Source organism: Pseudomonas sp. CFBP 8772, assembly GCF_014841665.1.
In the GTDB taxonomy this organism is placed as follows: Bacteria; Pseudomonadota; Gammaproteobacteria; order Pseudomonadales; family Pseudomonadaceae; genus Aquipseudomonas; species Aquipseudomonas graminis_B.
Window position 1 is genome coordinate 132,653 of sequence record NZ_JACYUI010000010.1, and the last position, 16,092, is coordinate 148,744.

Here is a 16,092-nt window from a genome sequence, read left to right on the forward strand (position 1 = left end):
CGGGTCAGGAAACATCAATGGGCTTTGGGGATGCCGAACTGATCGAGGACCGGGTCGACGTTGTGATCGAAGGCCTTCTGGGCTTTGTGCTTCTTGACGGCTTCGATGATGGCGGAGATGCCGAAACCCAGGGCCATGGCCGCGTCGGCGATCCAGCCGACCACCGGAATGGATGCGCCAATGGCCGCACCGGCCGCCAGGCCCGCTGCTTCACCCACGACCATGCCGGCAACGCGTCCGCCGACTTTCGCCGCCACCTCGCCCAGCCCCGCACGTCCGGCGGACTTGGCCACGGCGTCATAACCGGTCTTGGCGGCCGAAAGGCCTGACTTGGTGCTGTCGTAAATCGTCTTGGCGGCATCGGTCTTGTCGCCGCGGGCGAGCATGTCCGAGACCGAGGCAAAGCCTGCGACCGAGCGCAGCGCTGAAGGCCCCATATTTGAGGCCACTTGAGCCGCCATCGACGGCGCATGGTCTTTATCGCCCTTGGCGTTTTCCAGCACCTTGCGACCACTCTTGGTGTCTTCCAGATGGTGGAAGGTCGAATCCACATAGCGCGATTGCTGGCTCTGCACGAAGGTGTCCGGCAGGACGCTGTCGTAGGCGGCCTTCTGCGCGTCGGCGGTCTGCAGCGCCTCTTCGCCATCGGCTTTCTTCTGATCGAGCAACTGCCTGACGGCGCCGCCTTCACTGAAGTTGCGCACGTACGAATCCTGAATCTTGCCCTGCAGATCAGGACGCTGGCCGAGTACCTGCTGCTCGGTCGGCACGTTCGCGTCGTCGCCGAGCAGGTCTTTCTGCATCTGCAACTGCGCCGACAACCCGCCCAGGGCGCTGCTGTAATCGGCGTTCGGCTTGTCTTTTTTGGTGGCCTTGTCGGCCGTGCTCAGGTCCGCTTGCAGGGCCTCGCCACTGTTGACCCTCTGCATCTGCCGGGTGACGGCTTCCTGCAACGACGGCGTACTGTCGACCAGCGCCCGCGACTGCTGCGGTATCTGTTTGTCGAGAAATGCCTGCACGTCGGGATCGGCCTGTAATTGGCCGATCTTTTCGTTCAGCGCATCTTCGGTCTTGCCGGTCTTGCGCAGGTCCTGGCCGGCGACGACGCTCTGCTGGGTCTGTTGCAGCTTGACCATGACTGCGGCTTTCTGCTCGCCGCTGTAGGCCGACGGATTGTCGAAGACGTCTTTGCCCAGTTTGGAGATATCGACGTTGGCCACTGAGTTGAGCGTGGCCGCATCGCTGAGCACGCTGGCAAATTCGCCGCCGTTGGTGGGGGCCTGCTTCTTGATCCAGTCGCTGATGTTCTTGGCATTGAACAACGTGTCCGGGCTGTGAGCCGCCAGCGAGCGACCGCTCAGGCCACCCTGATCGATCTGGGTGAGAAAGCCGGGCTGCGACCAGGTTTTCGCTGCCTGCTTCAAGGGCCCGCCCAGGCCGGGGTTGTCGTTCTGAATCGCCTTGAGACCGTCGGCGCTGGTCAGGCCGTCGACCTTGGTTTTGCCGTCGGCGCCCAGCGCATGCTTGGGGTCGGCGGCTTTGGTCAGGGGTTCGTTGGCCCGCATCATCGCAGCGCTGCGGACCATTTCCAGGGATTGAGGGTCGGCGTCCGGATGGTCTTTCTGGTAGTTGGCAATGTCCTTGTCCGCGCTGTCGGCGGCTTTCTGCATGTTCTTGGCAAAGGCCTTGAGGTCGCCGTCGGTGATCTTGCCGTCCGCTTTGCCGCCGTGCTTGCCGGTATCGACCGCCGTTTTCAGCGACGGGTTGGCGTTGATGAAGTCCATGGCCTTGGCCGCGTCCGGGCCTTTTTCCGCGGCCATGCGTGCAGCGGCGATGGGCCGGTTCAGCTCTTTGGCGGCCTGATCGCGTTGATCCGCCGGCAGGTTGGCGACCATTGGCGCCCAACGCTCAAGCTCCTTGGGCGACGAGTATTTCGAGTCATCGAGAAACGCTGCTTCGGTGGATTTCGGTTCTTCGGCGGGTTTCGCCGCCTCGACGGGGGCTGCGGGGGCTGGGGCGTTGACCTGAGCCACAGGCTGCGGGTTGCCTGCGGGAACGGCACCGCCGGTGGGCACGTTTTGCGCGGGGGCATCGGGCGACGAGGTGGCGGACTCGGGCGACGATTGCGCCTGGCCTTTGAAGAGCTGAGTGAGCTGGTTCAGCAATGAAAGCAGCTGCTGTTCAGTGCTTTGAGCCTTGCCTGACGGGCTAACGCCGGCAAATGCACCGTTCGCCGGGGACGGCTGGGTCGAGGCGCCGAAGCGCACATTCGGATCGACCCCGCCCTTCAGCAACAGCGTCGATTTGGGTTCGGCAAGCGGCGATCCCTGGGCGGCATCGGCGCCGGCGGGTTGAGGGGCAACGCCGTTGTAGGGTGTGCTTGAGATACGCATGAAGTCGTCATCCGGGCATGAGGGATAGCGACTGTGTGGCTGATGCGCCGCGTCGGTTCCGATAAATGTTGCAGTTTGTTTCCCAACCACCGAGTGGGCAGCCAGTCTCACTGGATACGCGCAATGCTTTGCGTAGGACCGGCTTCAGCCGGGAAGAGGCCTGTGTGAACACCATCAACCCTGCGGCGTGGCGCCCGACGCCTTCCCGGCTGAAGCCAGTCCTACAAAGCCCGCGTTCCGTCAGTCCCGCTGGATGCACGCAATCTGCTTTAGTGGGACCGGCTTCAGCCGGGAAGACGCCTGCGTGAACACCATCAACCCTGCGGCGTGGTGCCCGACGCCTTTCCGGCTAAACCGGTCCTACAACTCGGCGGCGCCGCCAGTCTCACTGGATACGCGCAATGGTTTGCGTAGGACCGGCTTTAGCCGGGAACAGGCCTGTGTGAACACCATCAACCCTGCGGCGTGGCGCCCGACGCCTTCCCGGCTGAAGCCGGTCCCACAAAGTCCGCGTTCCGTCAGTCCCGCTGGATGCACGCGGTGCTTTGCGTAGGACCGGCTTTAGCCGGGAAGAGGCCTGTGTGAACACCATCAACCCTGCGGCGTGGCGCCCGACGCCTTCCCGGCTGAAGCCAGTCCCACAAAGTCCGCGTTCCTTCAGTCCCACTCGGCACTCAGCCAAACGGGTCCATCTGCCGCTTGAGTTGTTCCCTGGCCCGGGACAGGCGTGAGCGAACGGTGCCGATCGGCACGCCGAGGGACGACGCGGTTTCCTGATAATTGCCGTCCATTTCCAGCGACACCTCAATCACCCGCTGCATGTTCGACGGCAGCGTGCCGATCGCCCTGACGGCCTGCATCAACTGACGATGGCCGTCGACCTGATGGCCGATGTCGCCATGGCTATCGGGTTCGGAATGGGTGTGGTCTTCCCAGCTTTCCTGGTACGGCTGGCGATACATTTTGCGGAAGTGGTTGCGGATCAGGTTGAGCGCGATACCACACAGCCAGGTCTGGGGTTTGCTCGCGTGTTGAAACTTGTGTTCGCTGCGCAGCGCTTCCAGAAAGGTGCTCTGCAGAATGTCGTCGACATCTTCCGGGTTCATGACCCGCTTCTGAATGAAGCCGCGAATCATCTTGATCTGATCACTGGTCAGGTGACGTATCCCTTGGGCGGGACGGCGCACTGGGGAGTCAATGTCGAGAATCGCAAGGTTGGAAAACATCAGGGCTCTTCCTTGTTTTGAGTGTATTAGCCGTATAGCGATATGCGTGCCACCCCTCAAAAACCCATAAGCCATTGAATTTAGATGAATAAATAAATCTTCAGGCACAGCACTGTGCAAATCTTTGCGCGAACACGCTGTTTCTCGGACGAGATTTGGCACAGATCGGTCTGCTCCCACATCTGCGCACAAATAGATGGAACCGTTTGCCGCCGCGCTCCACTCAGGACCCATGACCAGGCCCCGAACCGAGCCATCCAGAGCCGACTTATGAAGATCGCCGCCCCCGTTGCCCCACAGGCATTGCAACCCCCTGCGATCACGCCGGCAAAAACGCAGGCGCCCGCGCCGCTGCATGTCAATCCGCCGAACGTCAACGGCACCTCGCCGCAACAGGTCGCGCGCTTCGCGTCGGCGCTGGTTCAGCAGAGCCGCAGCCTCAGCCAGCGGGAGCTGCTCGCCAGCGGGAACGCCCTGCAATCGCGGGCGGTGAAACTGGGCGAGCTGTATCAGCTGTTGATGGGCAGTCAGGACAAAGGCCTCGACGATGCCGCGCGTAACCTGCGCAAGCAGCTGCAAAAGCAGAACGCGTCGAGCCTCGCGCAGATTCTGAGTTACACAGACGGCGACCCGGCCAAGGCCCATGTGATGCTGCAAGCAGCGAGAAAGCAGGCCCAGGCCGACGGCGAAATGGGCGAACACGTGGTGCTGAGCCAGCAGCTCAAGCAACTGCGCCGTCAATACGGCAAACGCACCCGCGCAGGCATCAACAGCGCCAAGGCGTTTTCCCGGCCGACCTCGGAAAAGCGCCGCGGTGCCCTGCGCAACCTCTACAGCGTGGCGGTGGCCGGGCAGCAGAACATCACCGGGCTGATCGACGCGCTGATCAATGAGCAGGAAGAACCCGGCGAATTCGAGCTGAACCTGCGGGACATGCGCAGCGCCCTCGCCGACGATCTTTCATCGCTCACGCCATCTACGTCGCCGCAGCAACTGCGCACCTTGATGCACGGCCTGAACACTGCCCGGCACGTCACCACCCTGCTGCGCAGTTGCGAGCATCTGCTGGGCCGCATGCGCAACAAGAACCCCGCGCTGCAAGTGGATGCAGCGGCCTTTCTCAAACACCTGCTGGCGCTGTCGGGCAAGGGCATGAACCTGGGCGAAACCCTGCAACTGACGCAACACATCGGCGGCAACCAGCTCAAGCATCAACTGGCGTTTCTCAACGGGCTGCGGCCCATGCTGCAACAGCTGCCGATTCTGCTCTGGCGCGACCTGAAAAGCCGCCAGAACGCCTTGGGCAACCTGCTCATTCTCATGGCCGAACTGACTCGGCAGGAACAGAACCAGCTCCAGGGGGGCCTCGCCTGATGGATCGTGTCATTAACCTGCTCAATTCGATCGCGCACGCCGCCATGCGCCGCTCGGAAATCGTCGGTGCGTTCGTGGTCATCGCCATCGTGTTCATGATGATCACGCCGCTGCCCACCGGACTGGTGGACGTGCTGATCGCCATCAACATCTGCATCTCGTGCCTGTTGATCATGCTGGCGATGCACCTGCCGCGCCCGTTGGCGTTCTCGACGTTTCCGGCGGTGCTGCTGCTGACGACGATGTTTCGGCTGGCGCTGTCGATCTCCACCACGCGCCTGATCCTCCTCAACCAGGACGCCGGGCACATCGTCGAAGCGTTCGGCCAGTTCGTGGTCGGCGGCAATCTGGCGGTGGGCCTGGTGATCTTCCTGATCCTCACCGTGGTCAACTTTCTGGTGATCACCAAGGGGTCGGAGCGGGTGGCGGAAGTCGGCGCGCGGTTCACCCTCGACGCGATGCCCGGCAAGCAGATGTCCATCGACAGTGACCTGCGCGCCAACCTGATCAGCGTCCACGAAGCGCGCAAACGCCGCGCCGAACTGGGCAAGGAAAGCCAGCTGTTCGGCGCCATGGACGGGGCCATGAAGTTCGTCAACGGTGATGCCATCGCCAGCCTGATCATCGTCGCGATCAACATGATCGGCGGCATCGCCATCGGCGTGGTGCAGCACAACATGACCGCCGGCGACGCCTTGCAGGTCTACACCGTGCTGACCATCGGCGACGGCCTGATCGCGCAGATCCCGGCGCTGCTGATTTCGGTCACCTGCGGCATGATCATCACCCGCGTGCCCAGCGGCGAAAACGGCGTCGAAGCCAACATCGGCCGAGAGATCGCCGAGCAGATCACCAGCCAGCCCAAGGCGTGGATCATCGCGGCGGTGGCCATGCTGGGATTCGCCGCACTACCGGGCATGCCGACGGCGGTGTTCGTGGTCATCTCGATCATCTGCGGGGTCGGCGGCCTGCTCCAGCTGCACCGCGCCAAGCCCAAGGCCGAGCTTGCCCAGGCCGTGGCCGTCGCGCCGGAAATGAACGGCCGCGAAGACCTGCGCACCTTCTCTCCCAGCCGCCAGTTCGTGCTGCATTTTCACCCCAGCCAGAACCCGGCGCAGATCGAAGCGCTGGTCAGCGAAATCCGTCAGCGACGCAACCGGCTGGTGGTGCAATACGGCCTGACCCTGCCCTCCTTCATCATCGAAACCAGCGAGCTGCTGCCACCGGACGAGTTTCGTTTTTCGGTTTACGAAGTGCCGCTGCTTCGGGCCACGCTCAGCCAGACCCACGTCGCGGTGGACGCGCGCTCGGTAGAAGGCTTGCCGGAGTCGGCCTCGCTGGAATCGGCCGTGCACGGCAGCGTTGAGCGCGAAGAAGCTCAGTGGTTGTGGCTGCCGACCGATTCGCCGCAATTGCAGCATGGGGACGTCGAGCGCATCGACGCGACCACGCTGATCATTGAGCGCATGGAACGCGCGCTGCAGTCGTGCGGGCCGCAGTTCATCGGCCTGCAGGAAACCAAGGCGATCCTCGGCTGGCTGGAATCGGAGCAGCCGGAGCTTGCCCAGGAAATGCAGCGCGTGCTGCCGCTGGCGCGCTTCTCGGCGGTGCTGCAACGCCTGGCTTCAGAGTGCGTGCCGCTGCGGGCGATCCGGGTGATCGCCGAGACCCTGATCGAGCACGGACAGCACGAGCGTGAAGTCACGGTGCTCGCCGACTACGTCCGCATCGCCCTGAAGTCGCAGATCTACCACCAGTACTCCGGCCCTGAGGGTTTGCTGGTCTGGGTCCTGACGCCGGAAAGCGAAGGCATTCTGCGCGACGGCCTGCGCCAGACCCAGACCGAAACCTTCTTCGCGCTGGACAACGAAACCAGCCAGCTGCTGGTGCAGCAGCTGCACATCGCCTTCCCCCTGCGCAGCGCCGAGCGCGCGGTGTTGCTGGTCGCCCAGGATTTGCGCAGCCCGCTGCGCACCCTGCTGCAGGAGGAGTTCTATCACGTGCCGGTGCTGTCGTTTGCCGAGATCAGCAACGCGGCGCAGGTCAAGGTGCTCGGGCGCTTCGACCTAGAAGACGACTTCGAGAGCGATCACGAAGACGACCCGCACGCGCTGGATAACGAGTACGCCGCTTGAGTGCCTGGAGAGCGTCACATGTTTGAATTACGCGTATTGACCGGCCTGCACCAGGGCGCCGCGCTGCCGCTGGTGGGTGAGCAATGGGGCATTGGCGCTGACGCCGATCAGGATCTGGCGCTGCACGATCCCGGCGTCGAACAGCTGCACTGCCGCCTGCAACGCCAGGGCGAAGACTGGCGGCTCGACGCGGCCGACGGCGCCGTTGCCGATGAAGAAGGCCACCTTCATGGGAGCACCCTGCTCACCCCCAACACCGCTTTTGTGCTGGGTTCGGTCTGGCTGTGCGTGTCCCCGGCCGAGGACCCCTGGCCTTCGCTGCCGGCGGTGATTCCTCAAGCGCAGTCCGAACAGACGGCACAGACCGAAGCGCCGGCCAGCGCGCCGCTGGAGAAGGTCGAGTCTCGCTCACGCTTCTTCAACCGCACCACCGGCGTGGTCATCGGCCTGTTGCTGGGCATTGCCGGCAGCGCCTGGAGCCTGAGCCGCAGCGCCGCACCCGCTTCGGAGCAACTGGCGATCAGCTCCCCTGCGCAGCAGCTCGCACAGCAGGCCAGGCCTTCGAGCGAGAAGAGCAAACCGACCGAAGCAGCCGCCAAAAAGCGCATCCGGCTGACCAGCATCGATGACGTCAAACGCCAGCTCAACACCATGCTCAGCGAACGCCTGCTGAGCGACGTCACCCTGGAGCAGACGCCCGAGGGCCTGGCGTTGAGCGGCAATCTCAAGCCGGAATCGCAGCTGGTGTATCAGCGCATGCTGCAGCGTTTCAAGGACCGCTATGACACGCCGGTCGCGTTGATCGACAACGTCGCCGCCGGCACCAGTGGCCTGCCGTTCACCATCGTGCAGATCATGTCCGGGCCCCACGCCCACCTGGTCACGGCGGACGGTCGCCGGCTGTACGTCGGCGACGAACTGGCCGGGCTGCGCCTGACCCGCATCGATGACAACCGCATCCAGTTCGACGGCGACCGCCACTACGAGGTGAGCTGGTGAACGCGGCGCTGGATCAATGGAAATCCGCCCACCTTCAGCGCCTGAAGGGCTTTTCTGCGGTGAAAGTCAGCGGCCGTGTCAGCGCCGTCAGCGGCATCTTGCTGGAGTGTCAGATTCCCGCAGCCAAGGTCGGTGACTTGTGTGAAGTGAGCAAATCCGACGGCAGCACCATGCTCGCGGAAATCGTCGGTTTCACCCGCGACTGCACGTTGCTCAGTGCCCTAGGCACTCCGGACGGGATTCAGGTCGGCGCGCACATCCGGCCCCTGGGCATGGCCCACCGCATCGGCGTCGATGACCGTTTGCTGGGCAGCGTGCTCGACGGTTTCGGTCGCCCGCTGCTGGGGGATTCAGAAGGCGCATTCGCCGGGCCCGGTGATCGCCGCGTGACCCTGCCGGTGATCGCCGACGCCCTGCCGCCGACCCAGCGGCCGCGGATCAGCCGGGCATTGCCCACGGGCGTGCGCGCCATCGACAGCGCGATTCTACTCGGCGAAGGCCAGCGCGTCGGCTTGTTCGCCGGCGCCGGTTGCGGCAAGACCACCTTGATGGCCGAACTGGCGCGCAACATGGACTGCGACGTGATCGTCTTCGGCCTGATCGGCGAGCGGGGCCGTGAGCTGCGCGAGTTCCTCGACCACGAACTGGACGCCACCTTGCGCGCACGCTCGGTGCTGGTCTGCGCCACCTCCGACCGTTCCAGCATGGAGCGCGCCCGGGCGGCGTTCACTGCCACCGCCATCGCCGAGGCCTTTCGCGAGCGCGGCCTGAAGGTGTTGTTGCTGCTCGACTCCCTGACCCGGTTCGCCCGGGCCCAGCGCGAGATCGGTATTGCCGCCGGCGAACCCCTCGGGCGTGGCGGCCTCCCGCCTTCGGTCTACACCCTGCTGCCGCGTCTGGTTGAACGGGCCGGGATGAGCGAAAAGGGCTCGATCACGGCGCTCTATACCGTGCTGATCGAACAGGATTCGATGAACGACCCGGTCGCCGACGAGGTGCGTTCGCTGCTCGACGGCCACATCGTGCTGTCGCGCAAACTGGCCGAGCGCGGGCATTACCCGGCCATCGACGTGCAGGCCAGCATCAGCCGGATCATCAGCAACGTCACCGGACGCGAGCACCAGCAGGCGAACAACCGGTTGCGCCGTTTGATGGCCGCGTACAAGCAGGTGGAAATGCTCTTGCGCCTGGGCGAATACCAGCCCGGCAGCGACCCGGTGACCGATTGCGCCGTGCGGCTGAACGAGCCGATCAATGCGTTTCTGCGCCAGGACCTGCGCGAACCGGTGCCGCTGCAAGAAACCCTGGCCGCGCTGATGCAACTCACCTCGCAACTGCCGGAGTAGTCGCGTGGAAGAAGCGCTCGAAGTCGATCCGCAAACCCTCGCCATGGAGCAGGTCATCAGCGTGCTCACGCCTCTGCGTCAGCATCGCCAGGCCAGCGCCGAACGGGCGCAGCGGCAGGCGCAAAAAACCCTGGAGCAGATGCACGAACACCTGCAACAGACTCGCGATTCCTACGCGCAGGAACGGCATAACCAGCGTGAACGCCGGCAGGTGTTGAGCAGCGCCCACGTCAACAAAGCAATGTCGCTGGACGACCTCGAACGCTGGCACGAGAAGGAAAACCGCATGCTCGACCGGCTCGCCTATATCCGCCAGGACATGGCCCGCCAAGCGTTGAGCATCGAGGAACAACAGCAGCGCCTCGCTCAGGCAAAAGACGCGGCGAAAGCATCCCAACGCGCCGTGGAAAAACTCGCCTGCCTGGCCGAGGCCCTCAACGAACAAGGTGAATCGTCATGAACAGCCCGGTGCAACACCCGCCTCGCCCGCAACCGCAACCCCGCGCTGAACCGCCCCGTACGCCCTCTACGGCTTCCCCAAGTGAAGCGCGCCAGCCGCAGCCCAACGTGCGTCGCGCCGATGCCGAACGCCTGCGCCGGCTGTGCGATGAATCCGCTTCGCCTGCGTCGTTGAGTGCAGACGGGATGTTTTTCTCCCAACTGCTGGTGCCGCCGGTGACGGAAGATCAAAGCGAATCGGGTTTCGCCGGCAGCAGTTTCAGCACGTTGTTCCCCGCTGAAGGCGTGCCGACTCAGCTCATCGACGAGCTCGCCCAACGCCTGCCCCAACAGCCGGACGGCCCGTTGAGCCTGACCTTGCTGATGCCCAATCTGGGCAAGGTGCAGGTCAACGCCAACAAGCGCGACAACCAGTGGAGCATCGAACTGGGCTTCGCCCGACGGGGCGTGCTGAAACGCTTGCAGCCCCATCAACGCAACTGTGAAAGCGCGCTGGAACAGGCGCTGGGCTGTGACGTTGACTTGTCTTTGCATGAGGAGGCGGCAACATGAACCCGGATATAAATTCGGACGTGAGCAACGTGGACATGGCTGGATTGGACGTAAACCCCCTGAACATCAGCCGCCCGAACCCTGTAGGACTGGCTTTAGCCGGGAACCCGTCGTTCAGTCCGCTGACACTGCGGGAAGTCAGCGCCGACGTCGCCGAGGCCTCGCGTTTGCTGGGCACCGGCGTGAGCTGCAGCTACACCGCCCAGGGCCAGCGCGGCGAACTGACCCTGCGATTGGTAGCCGACCATGCAAACCGGGATGGCTCGCCCTTCGTAGGACCGGCTTTAGCCGGGAACACGTCATCGCTGACCTGGTTCGACAGCGCCATCGGCCCCTTCGCCCTGAGCGACGCCGAAGCAGTGCTCAGTTTACTGGGCGAACTGCCGGTCACCCTCGGCGGCGAGCACCAGCCGTGGTACTGGCAATTAGTGAATCAACGCATGAATACCGAACTGGCGGAACTGCTTTGCCCCTTGCGGCCACTCAGCGATATCACTGCGCTGTCTGTTGATGACCAACGCCCGGCTACCGCGCCGATGACCTGCCGATTGCACCTGCGGCTGGGTTCGCAGGTGTTGCACGCACAGCTCTGCGCCGACGCGCGGGTCATGCTGCAACTGCTCGGCGGCCACCACTGGCAGCCACACCGGCAGGACATCGCGCCAGACTGGCCCATCCGCCAGCCGCTGGTGCTGGGCGAGCTGTCGTTGAGCCTCGACCAGTTGGCGTCGTTGCAACCGGGGGACGTGCTGCTGCCGTCGTTGTGTCATTTCGACGAGGAAGGCGGCGGGCGCCTGCAACTGGCGGGTCGGCAATGGGCAGTGCAGACGGACAGCCGCGCAGAGCAGCTGTATGTACGGTTCAGCCACGAGGAAGACTTGGGACATGGTCAATGAAGAATTGTACGAAGACGAGATCGAGGATCTTGCCGACGATGAGTCAATTGAGCCACCGCTGAATCAGGCGCCGGATCAGAGTAGGACCGGCTTCAGCCGGGAAGCTTTTGAGGACCCTGGACATCACGGCGCCCCCGAACATCAATCCACTGAAAACGAGTGGCAGGATGAAACCGCCGCCGTTGGCTACGCGGACGATTCTTACGAACCTCAATCAACAGAAACCCAGACCTCCCTCGATTCCCTCGATCAACTGCCGCTGGCCCTGACCCTGCGCTGCGGCAGCCTCGAACTGACCCTCGGCGACCTGCGCCGCGTCGCTGCCGGCACCGTATTACCGGTCAACGGCGTCACGCCGGGCTTCGCCACCCTGTGCCATGGCGATCGCATCGTCGCGGAGGGCGAACTGGTCAGCGTCGAGGGCCGGCTCGGTCTGCAGATCACCCGCATGGCGTCCCGCCCATGATCATGGACGGGATGAACCCGGTGATGCTGGCGCTGTTCCTCGGCGCCCTGTCGTTGATTCCGTTTCTGTTGATCGTCTGCACGGCCTTTCTCAAGATCTCCATGACCCTGCTGATTACCCGCAACGCCATCGGCGTGCAGCAAGTGCCGCCGAACATGGCGCTCTACGGCATCGCCCTGGCCGCGACCATGTTCGTCATGGCCCCCGTCGCCCACGAAATCCAGCAGCGGGTTCACGACCGCCCGCTGGAGATGGGCAGCACCGAGAAATTGCAGGCCAGCGCCAACACCGTCATCGAGCCGTTGCAACGGTTCATGAGCCGTAACACCGACCCGGAAGTCGTTGCCCACCTGCTCGACAACACCCAGCGCATGTGGCCCAAGGACATGGCCGATCAGGCCAGCAAAAGCGACCTGCTGCTGGCCGTCCCCGCCTTCGTCCTGTCCGAGTTGCAGGCCGGTTTTCAGATCGGCTTTCTGATCTACATCCCGTTCATCGTCATCGACCTGATCGTCTCCAACCTGCTGCTGGCGCTGGGCATGCAGATGGTCTCGCCGATGACCATTTCGCTGCCGCTCAAACTGCTGCTGTTCGTGCTGGTGCAAGGCTGGACGCGCCTGCTCGACAGCCTTTTCTACTCGTACATGTGAGGCGGTGATGGAAGCGCTGGCGTTGTTCAAGCAGGGCATGTTTCTGGTGGTGATCCTCACGGCGCCGCCGTTGGGGGTCGCCGTGCTGGTCGGCGTCATCACTTCGCTGTTGCAGGCCTTGATGCAGATCCAGGACCAGACCCTGCCCTTCGGCATCAAGCTCGCCGCCGTCGGGCTGACCCTGGCCATGACCGGGCGCTGGATCGGTGTCGAGCTGATCCAGTTCATCAACCTGGCCTTCGACCTGATCGCCCGGTCCGGCGGCGCGCACTAGATGCCCTTCGACGCCCAGGGCCTGTTCGAACTGATGCTGGGCATGGGCCTGGCCGCCGCGCGCATCCTGCCGTGCATGATTCTGGTGCCGGCATTCTGCTTCAAATACCTCAAGGGCCCGCTGCGTTACGCGGTGGTGCTGGTGGTGTCGATGGTGCCGGCGCCGAGCATCAGCCGCGCATTGTCGGGGATGAATGACGACTGGTTTTCCATCGGCGCGCTGCTGCTCAAAGAGGCCGTACTCGGCACCCTGCTCGGCCTGTTGCTGTACGCGCCGTTCTGGATGTTCGCCTCGGTGGGCGCGCTGCTCGACAGCCAGCGCGGCGCCTTGAGCGGCGGTCAGCTGAACCCGGCGCTGGGGCCTGACGCGACGCCGCTGGGCGAGCTGTTTCAGGAAACGTTGATCATGCTGGTGATCCTGTCCGGCGGGTTGTCGCTGATCACGCAGGTGATCTGGGACAGCTATCAGGTCTGGCCGCCCACCGCCTGGCTGCCCGGCATGACGGTCGACGGCCTGGACCTGTTTCTCGAACAACTCAACCAGACCCTCCAGCACATGATGCTCTACGCCGCACCGTTCATTGGTTTGTTGCTGTTGATCGAGGCCGCGCTGGCGATCATCGGCCTGTACGCTCAGCAACTGAACGTGTCGATCCTGGCCATGCCGGCCAAGAGCATGGCGGGCATCGCGTTCCTGCTCATCTACCTGCCGACGCTGCTGGAACTGGGCAACGGCCAGATCACGCAACTCGCCGACCTGAAGCATTTGCTCGGTCAACTGGTGCATATGCCGTGAGCGAAAAAACCGAAAAAGCCACGCCCAAACAGGTGCGCGACGCCCGCGAAAAGGGTCAGGTCGGGCAAAGCCAGGACCTGAGCAAACTGCTGGTGCTGCTGGTCGTCAGCGAAGTGACCCTGGGCCTGGCGGACGAAAGTGTCGCGCGCTTGCTGAACTTGCTGAACCTGTCGTTCAAAGGGGTTGGCCAGCCCTTCATGCACACCGTCGAGCAGGTCGCCAGCGAGGGCGCAAGCGTGTTGATCGGCTTCATCCTGAGCAGTGTCGGCATCGCGATGCTGATGCGGCTGGTGGGCAGCTGGATACAGATCGGGTTCCTGTTTGCGCCCAAGGCATTGAAGCTGGACTTCAACAAGCTTAACCCCTTCGCCCACGCCAAGCAGATGTTCTCGGCGCAGAGCCTGACGACCTTGCTGCTCAGCATTTTGAAAGCCACGGCCATCGCCGTGACGCTGTACGTGGTGGTGAAGCCGTCGCTGGGCACGCTGATTTTGCTGTCGAGCACGGACCTGACGACGTATTGGCATGCGCTGTTGGAGGTGTTCCGGCACATTTTGCGGGCGACGCTGGGGTTGCTGTTGGTCATCGGCGCGGTGGATTTTGCGCTGCAGAAGTATTTCCACGCGAAGAAGCTGCGGATGAGCCACGAGGACATCAAGAAGGAGTACAAGCAGGCCGAGGGTGACCCACACGTGAAGGGGCATCGTCGGCAGCTGGCCCATGAGTTGTTGAACCAGGCACCGACTGCGCCGGCCAAGCCGGTGGAGGATGCGGACATGGTGGTGGTGAATCCGACGCATTATGCGGTGGCGTTGTATTACCGGCCGGGCACAACGCCGCTGCCGCAGATTCACTGCAAGGGTGAGGATGATGAGGCGCTGGCGTTGATTGCGCGGGCGAAGAAGGCGGGGATTCCGGTGGTGCAGAGTATCTGGCTGGCGCGGACGCTTTATAAGGTCAAGGCAGGCAAGTACATCCCGCGGACGACGCTGTTGGCGGTGGCGAATATTTATCAGATCGTGCGGCAGCTTGAGGACGTTCCGGACGAGGTCATTCGAATTGACGATGTTTGATCAGGATCAAGATCAACAGCGTCTGCCTGGGGGCAGACTGTTTCGCCTTCGGCGAGTTACTTGATAAAGCCCCAAGTAACCAAGGGCTTGTGCTCCTGGTTGGGCCCTTCCTTCGTCAGGGTTCCTTCACTCCGGTCTCGCTCCGTGGGCCCGCGCCGAACGGGCATCCATGCCCTGACGGCGCTCTCGCCGCATCCATGCGGCTCGACCCACTGCGCGAGACCTGCGTTCAGCCTGCACCCAAGTCGCGTTTTGTGTCGTTTGGACTTCTTGCGTAGAAGATCAAAAGCAAAAGCAAAGGCAAAGGCTTCCCGGCTGAAGCCGGTCCTACGGGAGGCACCGTCAGTCCTACAGGTTGTCCGCGTTGCTTTTTAGTGGGACCGGCGGCGCTCCCCGTAGGACTGGCTTCAGCCGGGAAGAGGCCGGTGGGTGCGCCATCAATTTTGCGGCGTCTCTGATCGTTTCCACACGCCGCGTATTTGTGGGTGCTAGCTTGCTCGCGAGGCATTGGTACATCCGCCGGATAGTTGGTGTTTGCAATACAGCATTCGCGAGCAAGCTCGACTCCCACAGGACCGGCGTCCGACCGAAAATTTCCACCGCGCATCTACCCTCGGGAGGTGACGCGGAGCGTCACAGGCTGCATTCCCAAGCGGAGCGTGGGAACGATCAAATATCAGCGCCTGAGCGGGTCTCTTCCCGGCTAAAGCCGGTCCCACAAAAAAGCAGCGCGTGCATCCAGTGAAATGGGTGGTGGCCACACTGGCCTCTTCCCGGCTAAAGCCGGTCCTACTAAGCGTAAGCGCGCTTTTGATCTTCCTACGCAAAAGGCTCAGTCACCGCCAATCGCGACTTGGGTGCAGGCCGAACGTAGACGACGCGCAGAGGGCCGAGCCGCATGGATGCGGCGAGAGCGCCGTCAGGACATGGATGTCCGTTCGGCGCGGGCCCACGGAGCGTCGTCGGAGTGAGGGTATTCCGACGAAGGAGGAACCTAGCCAGGAGCAAGCACCCTTGGTTACTTGGGGTGCTTTTCCAAGTAACTCGCCGAAGGCGAAACGCGAGGCCGTTAGGCCGAGGCTCTTGATCTTGAATTACTGCAAAGCATCACTCAGATGCCCCAACCCCGCCAGCTCCAGCTCCTGCCGCCGAATACTGTCCAGACTCACCGCCGCCCCCTGCGCATCGGGCACCGCATGCCACACCACAAAATCCCGCTGAACATCCAAAAACAAAAAGAAATCGTTAAACAACTCCGCCTGCGAAAACCGCCGCTCCAACGCATCGCGCAACTGCTCCGGACGCAAGGCCCGGCCCTCGATATGCAGCGCAATGCCCCAGTCCCGATGCTCACGTCGACTGACAAACGCCACGCCCGTCGCCACCGGCCAGATCGCCGCACGCTCAGCGGCGACGTGGGCATAAAACGCTGCTTTTTCCGATACCCGAATCAT

General features: G+C 63.3%; 15 protein-coding genes. 12 read left to right on the forward strand and 3 right to left on the reverse strand.

Translation table 11 applies throughout. The annotated features are described in order from the left end of the window. Window positions 1–14: 14 nt before the first annotated feature. Together IFT99_RS19670 and IFT99_RS19675 are read right to left on the reverse strand one after the other, a co-directional pair. Window positions 15–2,393, reverse strand: coding sequence for a type III effector HrpK domain-containing protein (locus IFT99_RS19670; protein ID WP_192134502.1), 2,379 nt, complete (start codon window positions 2,391–2,393; stop codon window positions 15–17). 674 nt (window positions 2,394–3,067) lie between these two features. Beyond that, the gene (locus IFT99_RS19675; RefSeq protein WP_065989250.1) at window positions 3,068–3,619 is read right to left on the reverse strand and encodes an RNA polymerase sigma factor; all 552 of its coding nucleotides are present in this window, start codon (window positions 3,617–3,619) and stop codon (window positions 3,068–3,070) included. A gap of 270 nt (window positions 3,620–3,889) precedes the next feature. Between IFT99_RS19675 and sctW the strand changes: the two genes are divergently transcribed. Genes sctW through sctU form a run of 12 tightly spaced genes read left to right on the forward strand, consistent with a single transcriptional unit; the run spans window position 3,890 to window position 14,638 of the window. Then, the gene (gene sctW / locus IFT99_RS19680) at window positions 3,890–4,993 is read left to right on the forward strand and encodes a type III secretion system gatekeeper subunit SctW (protein ID WP_192134504.1); all 1,104 of its coding nucleotides are present in this window, start codon (window positions 3,890–3,892) and stop codon (window positions 4,991–4,993) included. Beyond that, entirely contained in the window at window positions 4,993–7,128 is a 2,136-nt protein-coding gene (gene sctV, locus IFT99_RS19685; protein WP_192134506.1) for a type III secretion system export apparatus subunit SctV, read from the forward strand. The genes sctW and sctV overlap by 1 nt, the downstream gene beginning before the upstream one ends. An 18-nt stretch (window positions 7,129–7,146) precedes the next feature. Further along, window positions 7,147–8,127: a type III secretion system inner membrane ring subunit SctD gene (gene sctD / locus IFT99_RS19690; RefSeq protein ID WP_192134508.1), complete on the forward strand. Its 981-nt coding sequence runs from the start codon at window positions 7,147–7,149 to the stop codon at window positions 8,125–8,127. Next, window positions 8,124–9,473 carry a FliI/YscN family ATPase gene (locus IFT99_RS19695; protein WP_065989242.1) on the forward strand — a complete coding sequence of 450 codons (1,350 nt, stop codon included), beginning with the start codon at window positions 8,124–8,126 and terminating at the stop codon, window positions 9,471–9,473. Before sctD ends, IFT99_RS19695 begins: the two co-directional genes overlap by 4 nt. Window positions 9,474–9,477: 4 nt before the next feature. Beyond that, complete coding sequence (locus IFT99_RS19700) at window positions 9,478–9,933, forward strand: YscO family type III secretion system apparatus protein (RefSeq protein ID WP_192134510.1); 456 nt, start codon at window positions 9,478–9,480, stop codon at window positions 9,931–9,933. Then, window positions 9,930–10,484 (forward strand): type III secretion system HrpP C-terminal domain-containing protein, encoded by a 555-nt coding sequence (locus tag IFT99_RS19705; RefSeq protein WP_192134512.1) that lies wholly within the window; start codon window positions 9,930–9,932, stop codon window positions 10,482–10,484. Before IFT99_RS19700 ends, IFT99_RS19705 begins: the two co-directional genes overlap by 4 nt. Further along, on the forward strand, window positions 10,481–11,380 hold the full coding sequence (locus IFT99_RS19710; protein ID WP_244657028.1) for a type III secretion system protein: 900 nt from the start codon (window positions 10,481–10,483) through the stop codon (window positions 11,378–11,380). The genes IFT99_RS19705 and IFT99_RS19710 overlap by 4 nt, the downstream gene beginning before the upstream one ends. Continuing rightward, window positions 11,370–11,846 carry a FliM/FliN family flagellar motor switch protein gene (locus tag IFT99_RS19715; RefSeq protein ID WP_192134518.1) on the forward strand — a complete coding sequence of 159 codons (477 nt, stop codon included), beginning with the start codon at window positions 11,370–11,372 and terminating at the stop codon, window positions 11,844–11,846. Before IFT99_RS19710 ends, IFT99_RS19715 begins: the two co-directional genes overlap by 11 nt. Continuing rightward, window positions 11,843–12,496 carry a type III secretion system export apparatus subunit SctR gene (gene sctR, locus IFT99_RS19720; protein ID WP_065989234.1) on the forward strand — a complete coding sequence of 218 codons (654 nt, stop codon included), beginning with the start codon at window positions 11,843–11,845 and terminating at the stop codon, window positions 12,494–12,496. The genes IFT99_RS19715 and sctR overlap by 4 nt, the downstream gene beginning before the upstream one ends. Before the next feature lie 7 nt (window positions 12,497–12,503). Next, window positions 12,504–12,770, forward strand: a complete 267-nt coding sequence (gene sctS, locus IFT99_RS19725) for a type III secretion system export apparatus subunit SctS (protein ID WP_065989232.1) — start codon at window positions 12,504–12,506, stop codon at window positions 12,768–12,770. Beyond that, window positions 12,771–13,565, forward strand: a complete 795-nt coding sequence (sctT, locus tag IFT99_RS19730; protein WP_192134520.1) for a type III secretion system export apparatus subunit SctT — start codon at window positions 12,771–12,773, stop codon at window positions 13,563–13,565. Next, a complete protein-coding gene (gene sctU, locus IFT99_RS19735) occupies window positions 13,562–14,638 on the forward strand; it encodes a type III secretion system export apparatus subunit SctU (RefSeq protein ID WP_065989228.1) in 1,077 nt (358 codons plus the stop codon). The genes sctT and sctU overlap by 4 nt, the downstream gene beginning before the upstream one ends. 1,094 nt (window positions 14,639–15,732) lie before the next feature. On the opposite strand, the gene IFT99_RS19740 is transcribed toward sctU, so the two are convergent. After that, window positions 15,733–16,092, reverse strand: coding sequence for a type III secretion protein HrpV (locus tag IFT99_RS19740; protein WP_065989226.1), 360 nt, complete (start codon window positions 16,090–16,092; stop codon window positions 15,733–15,735).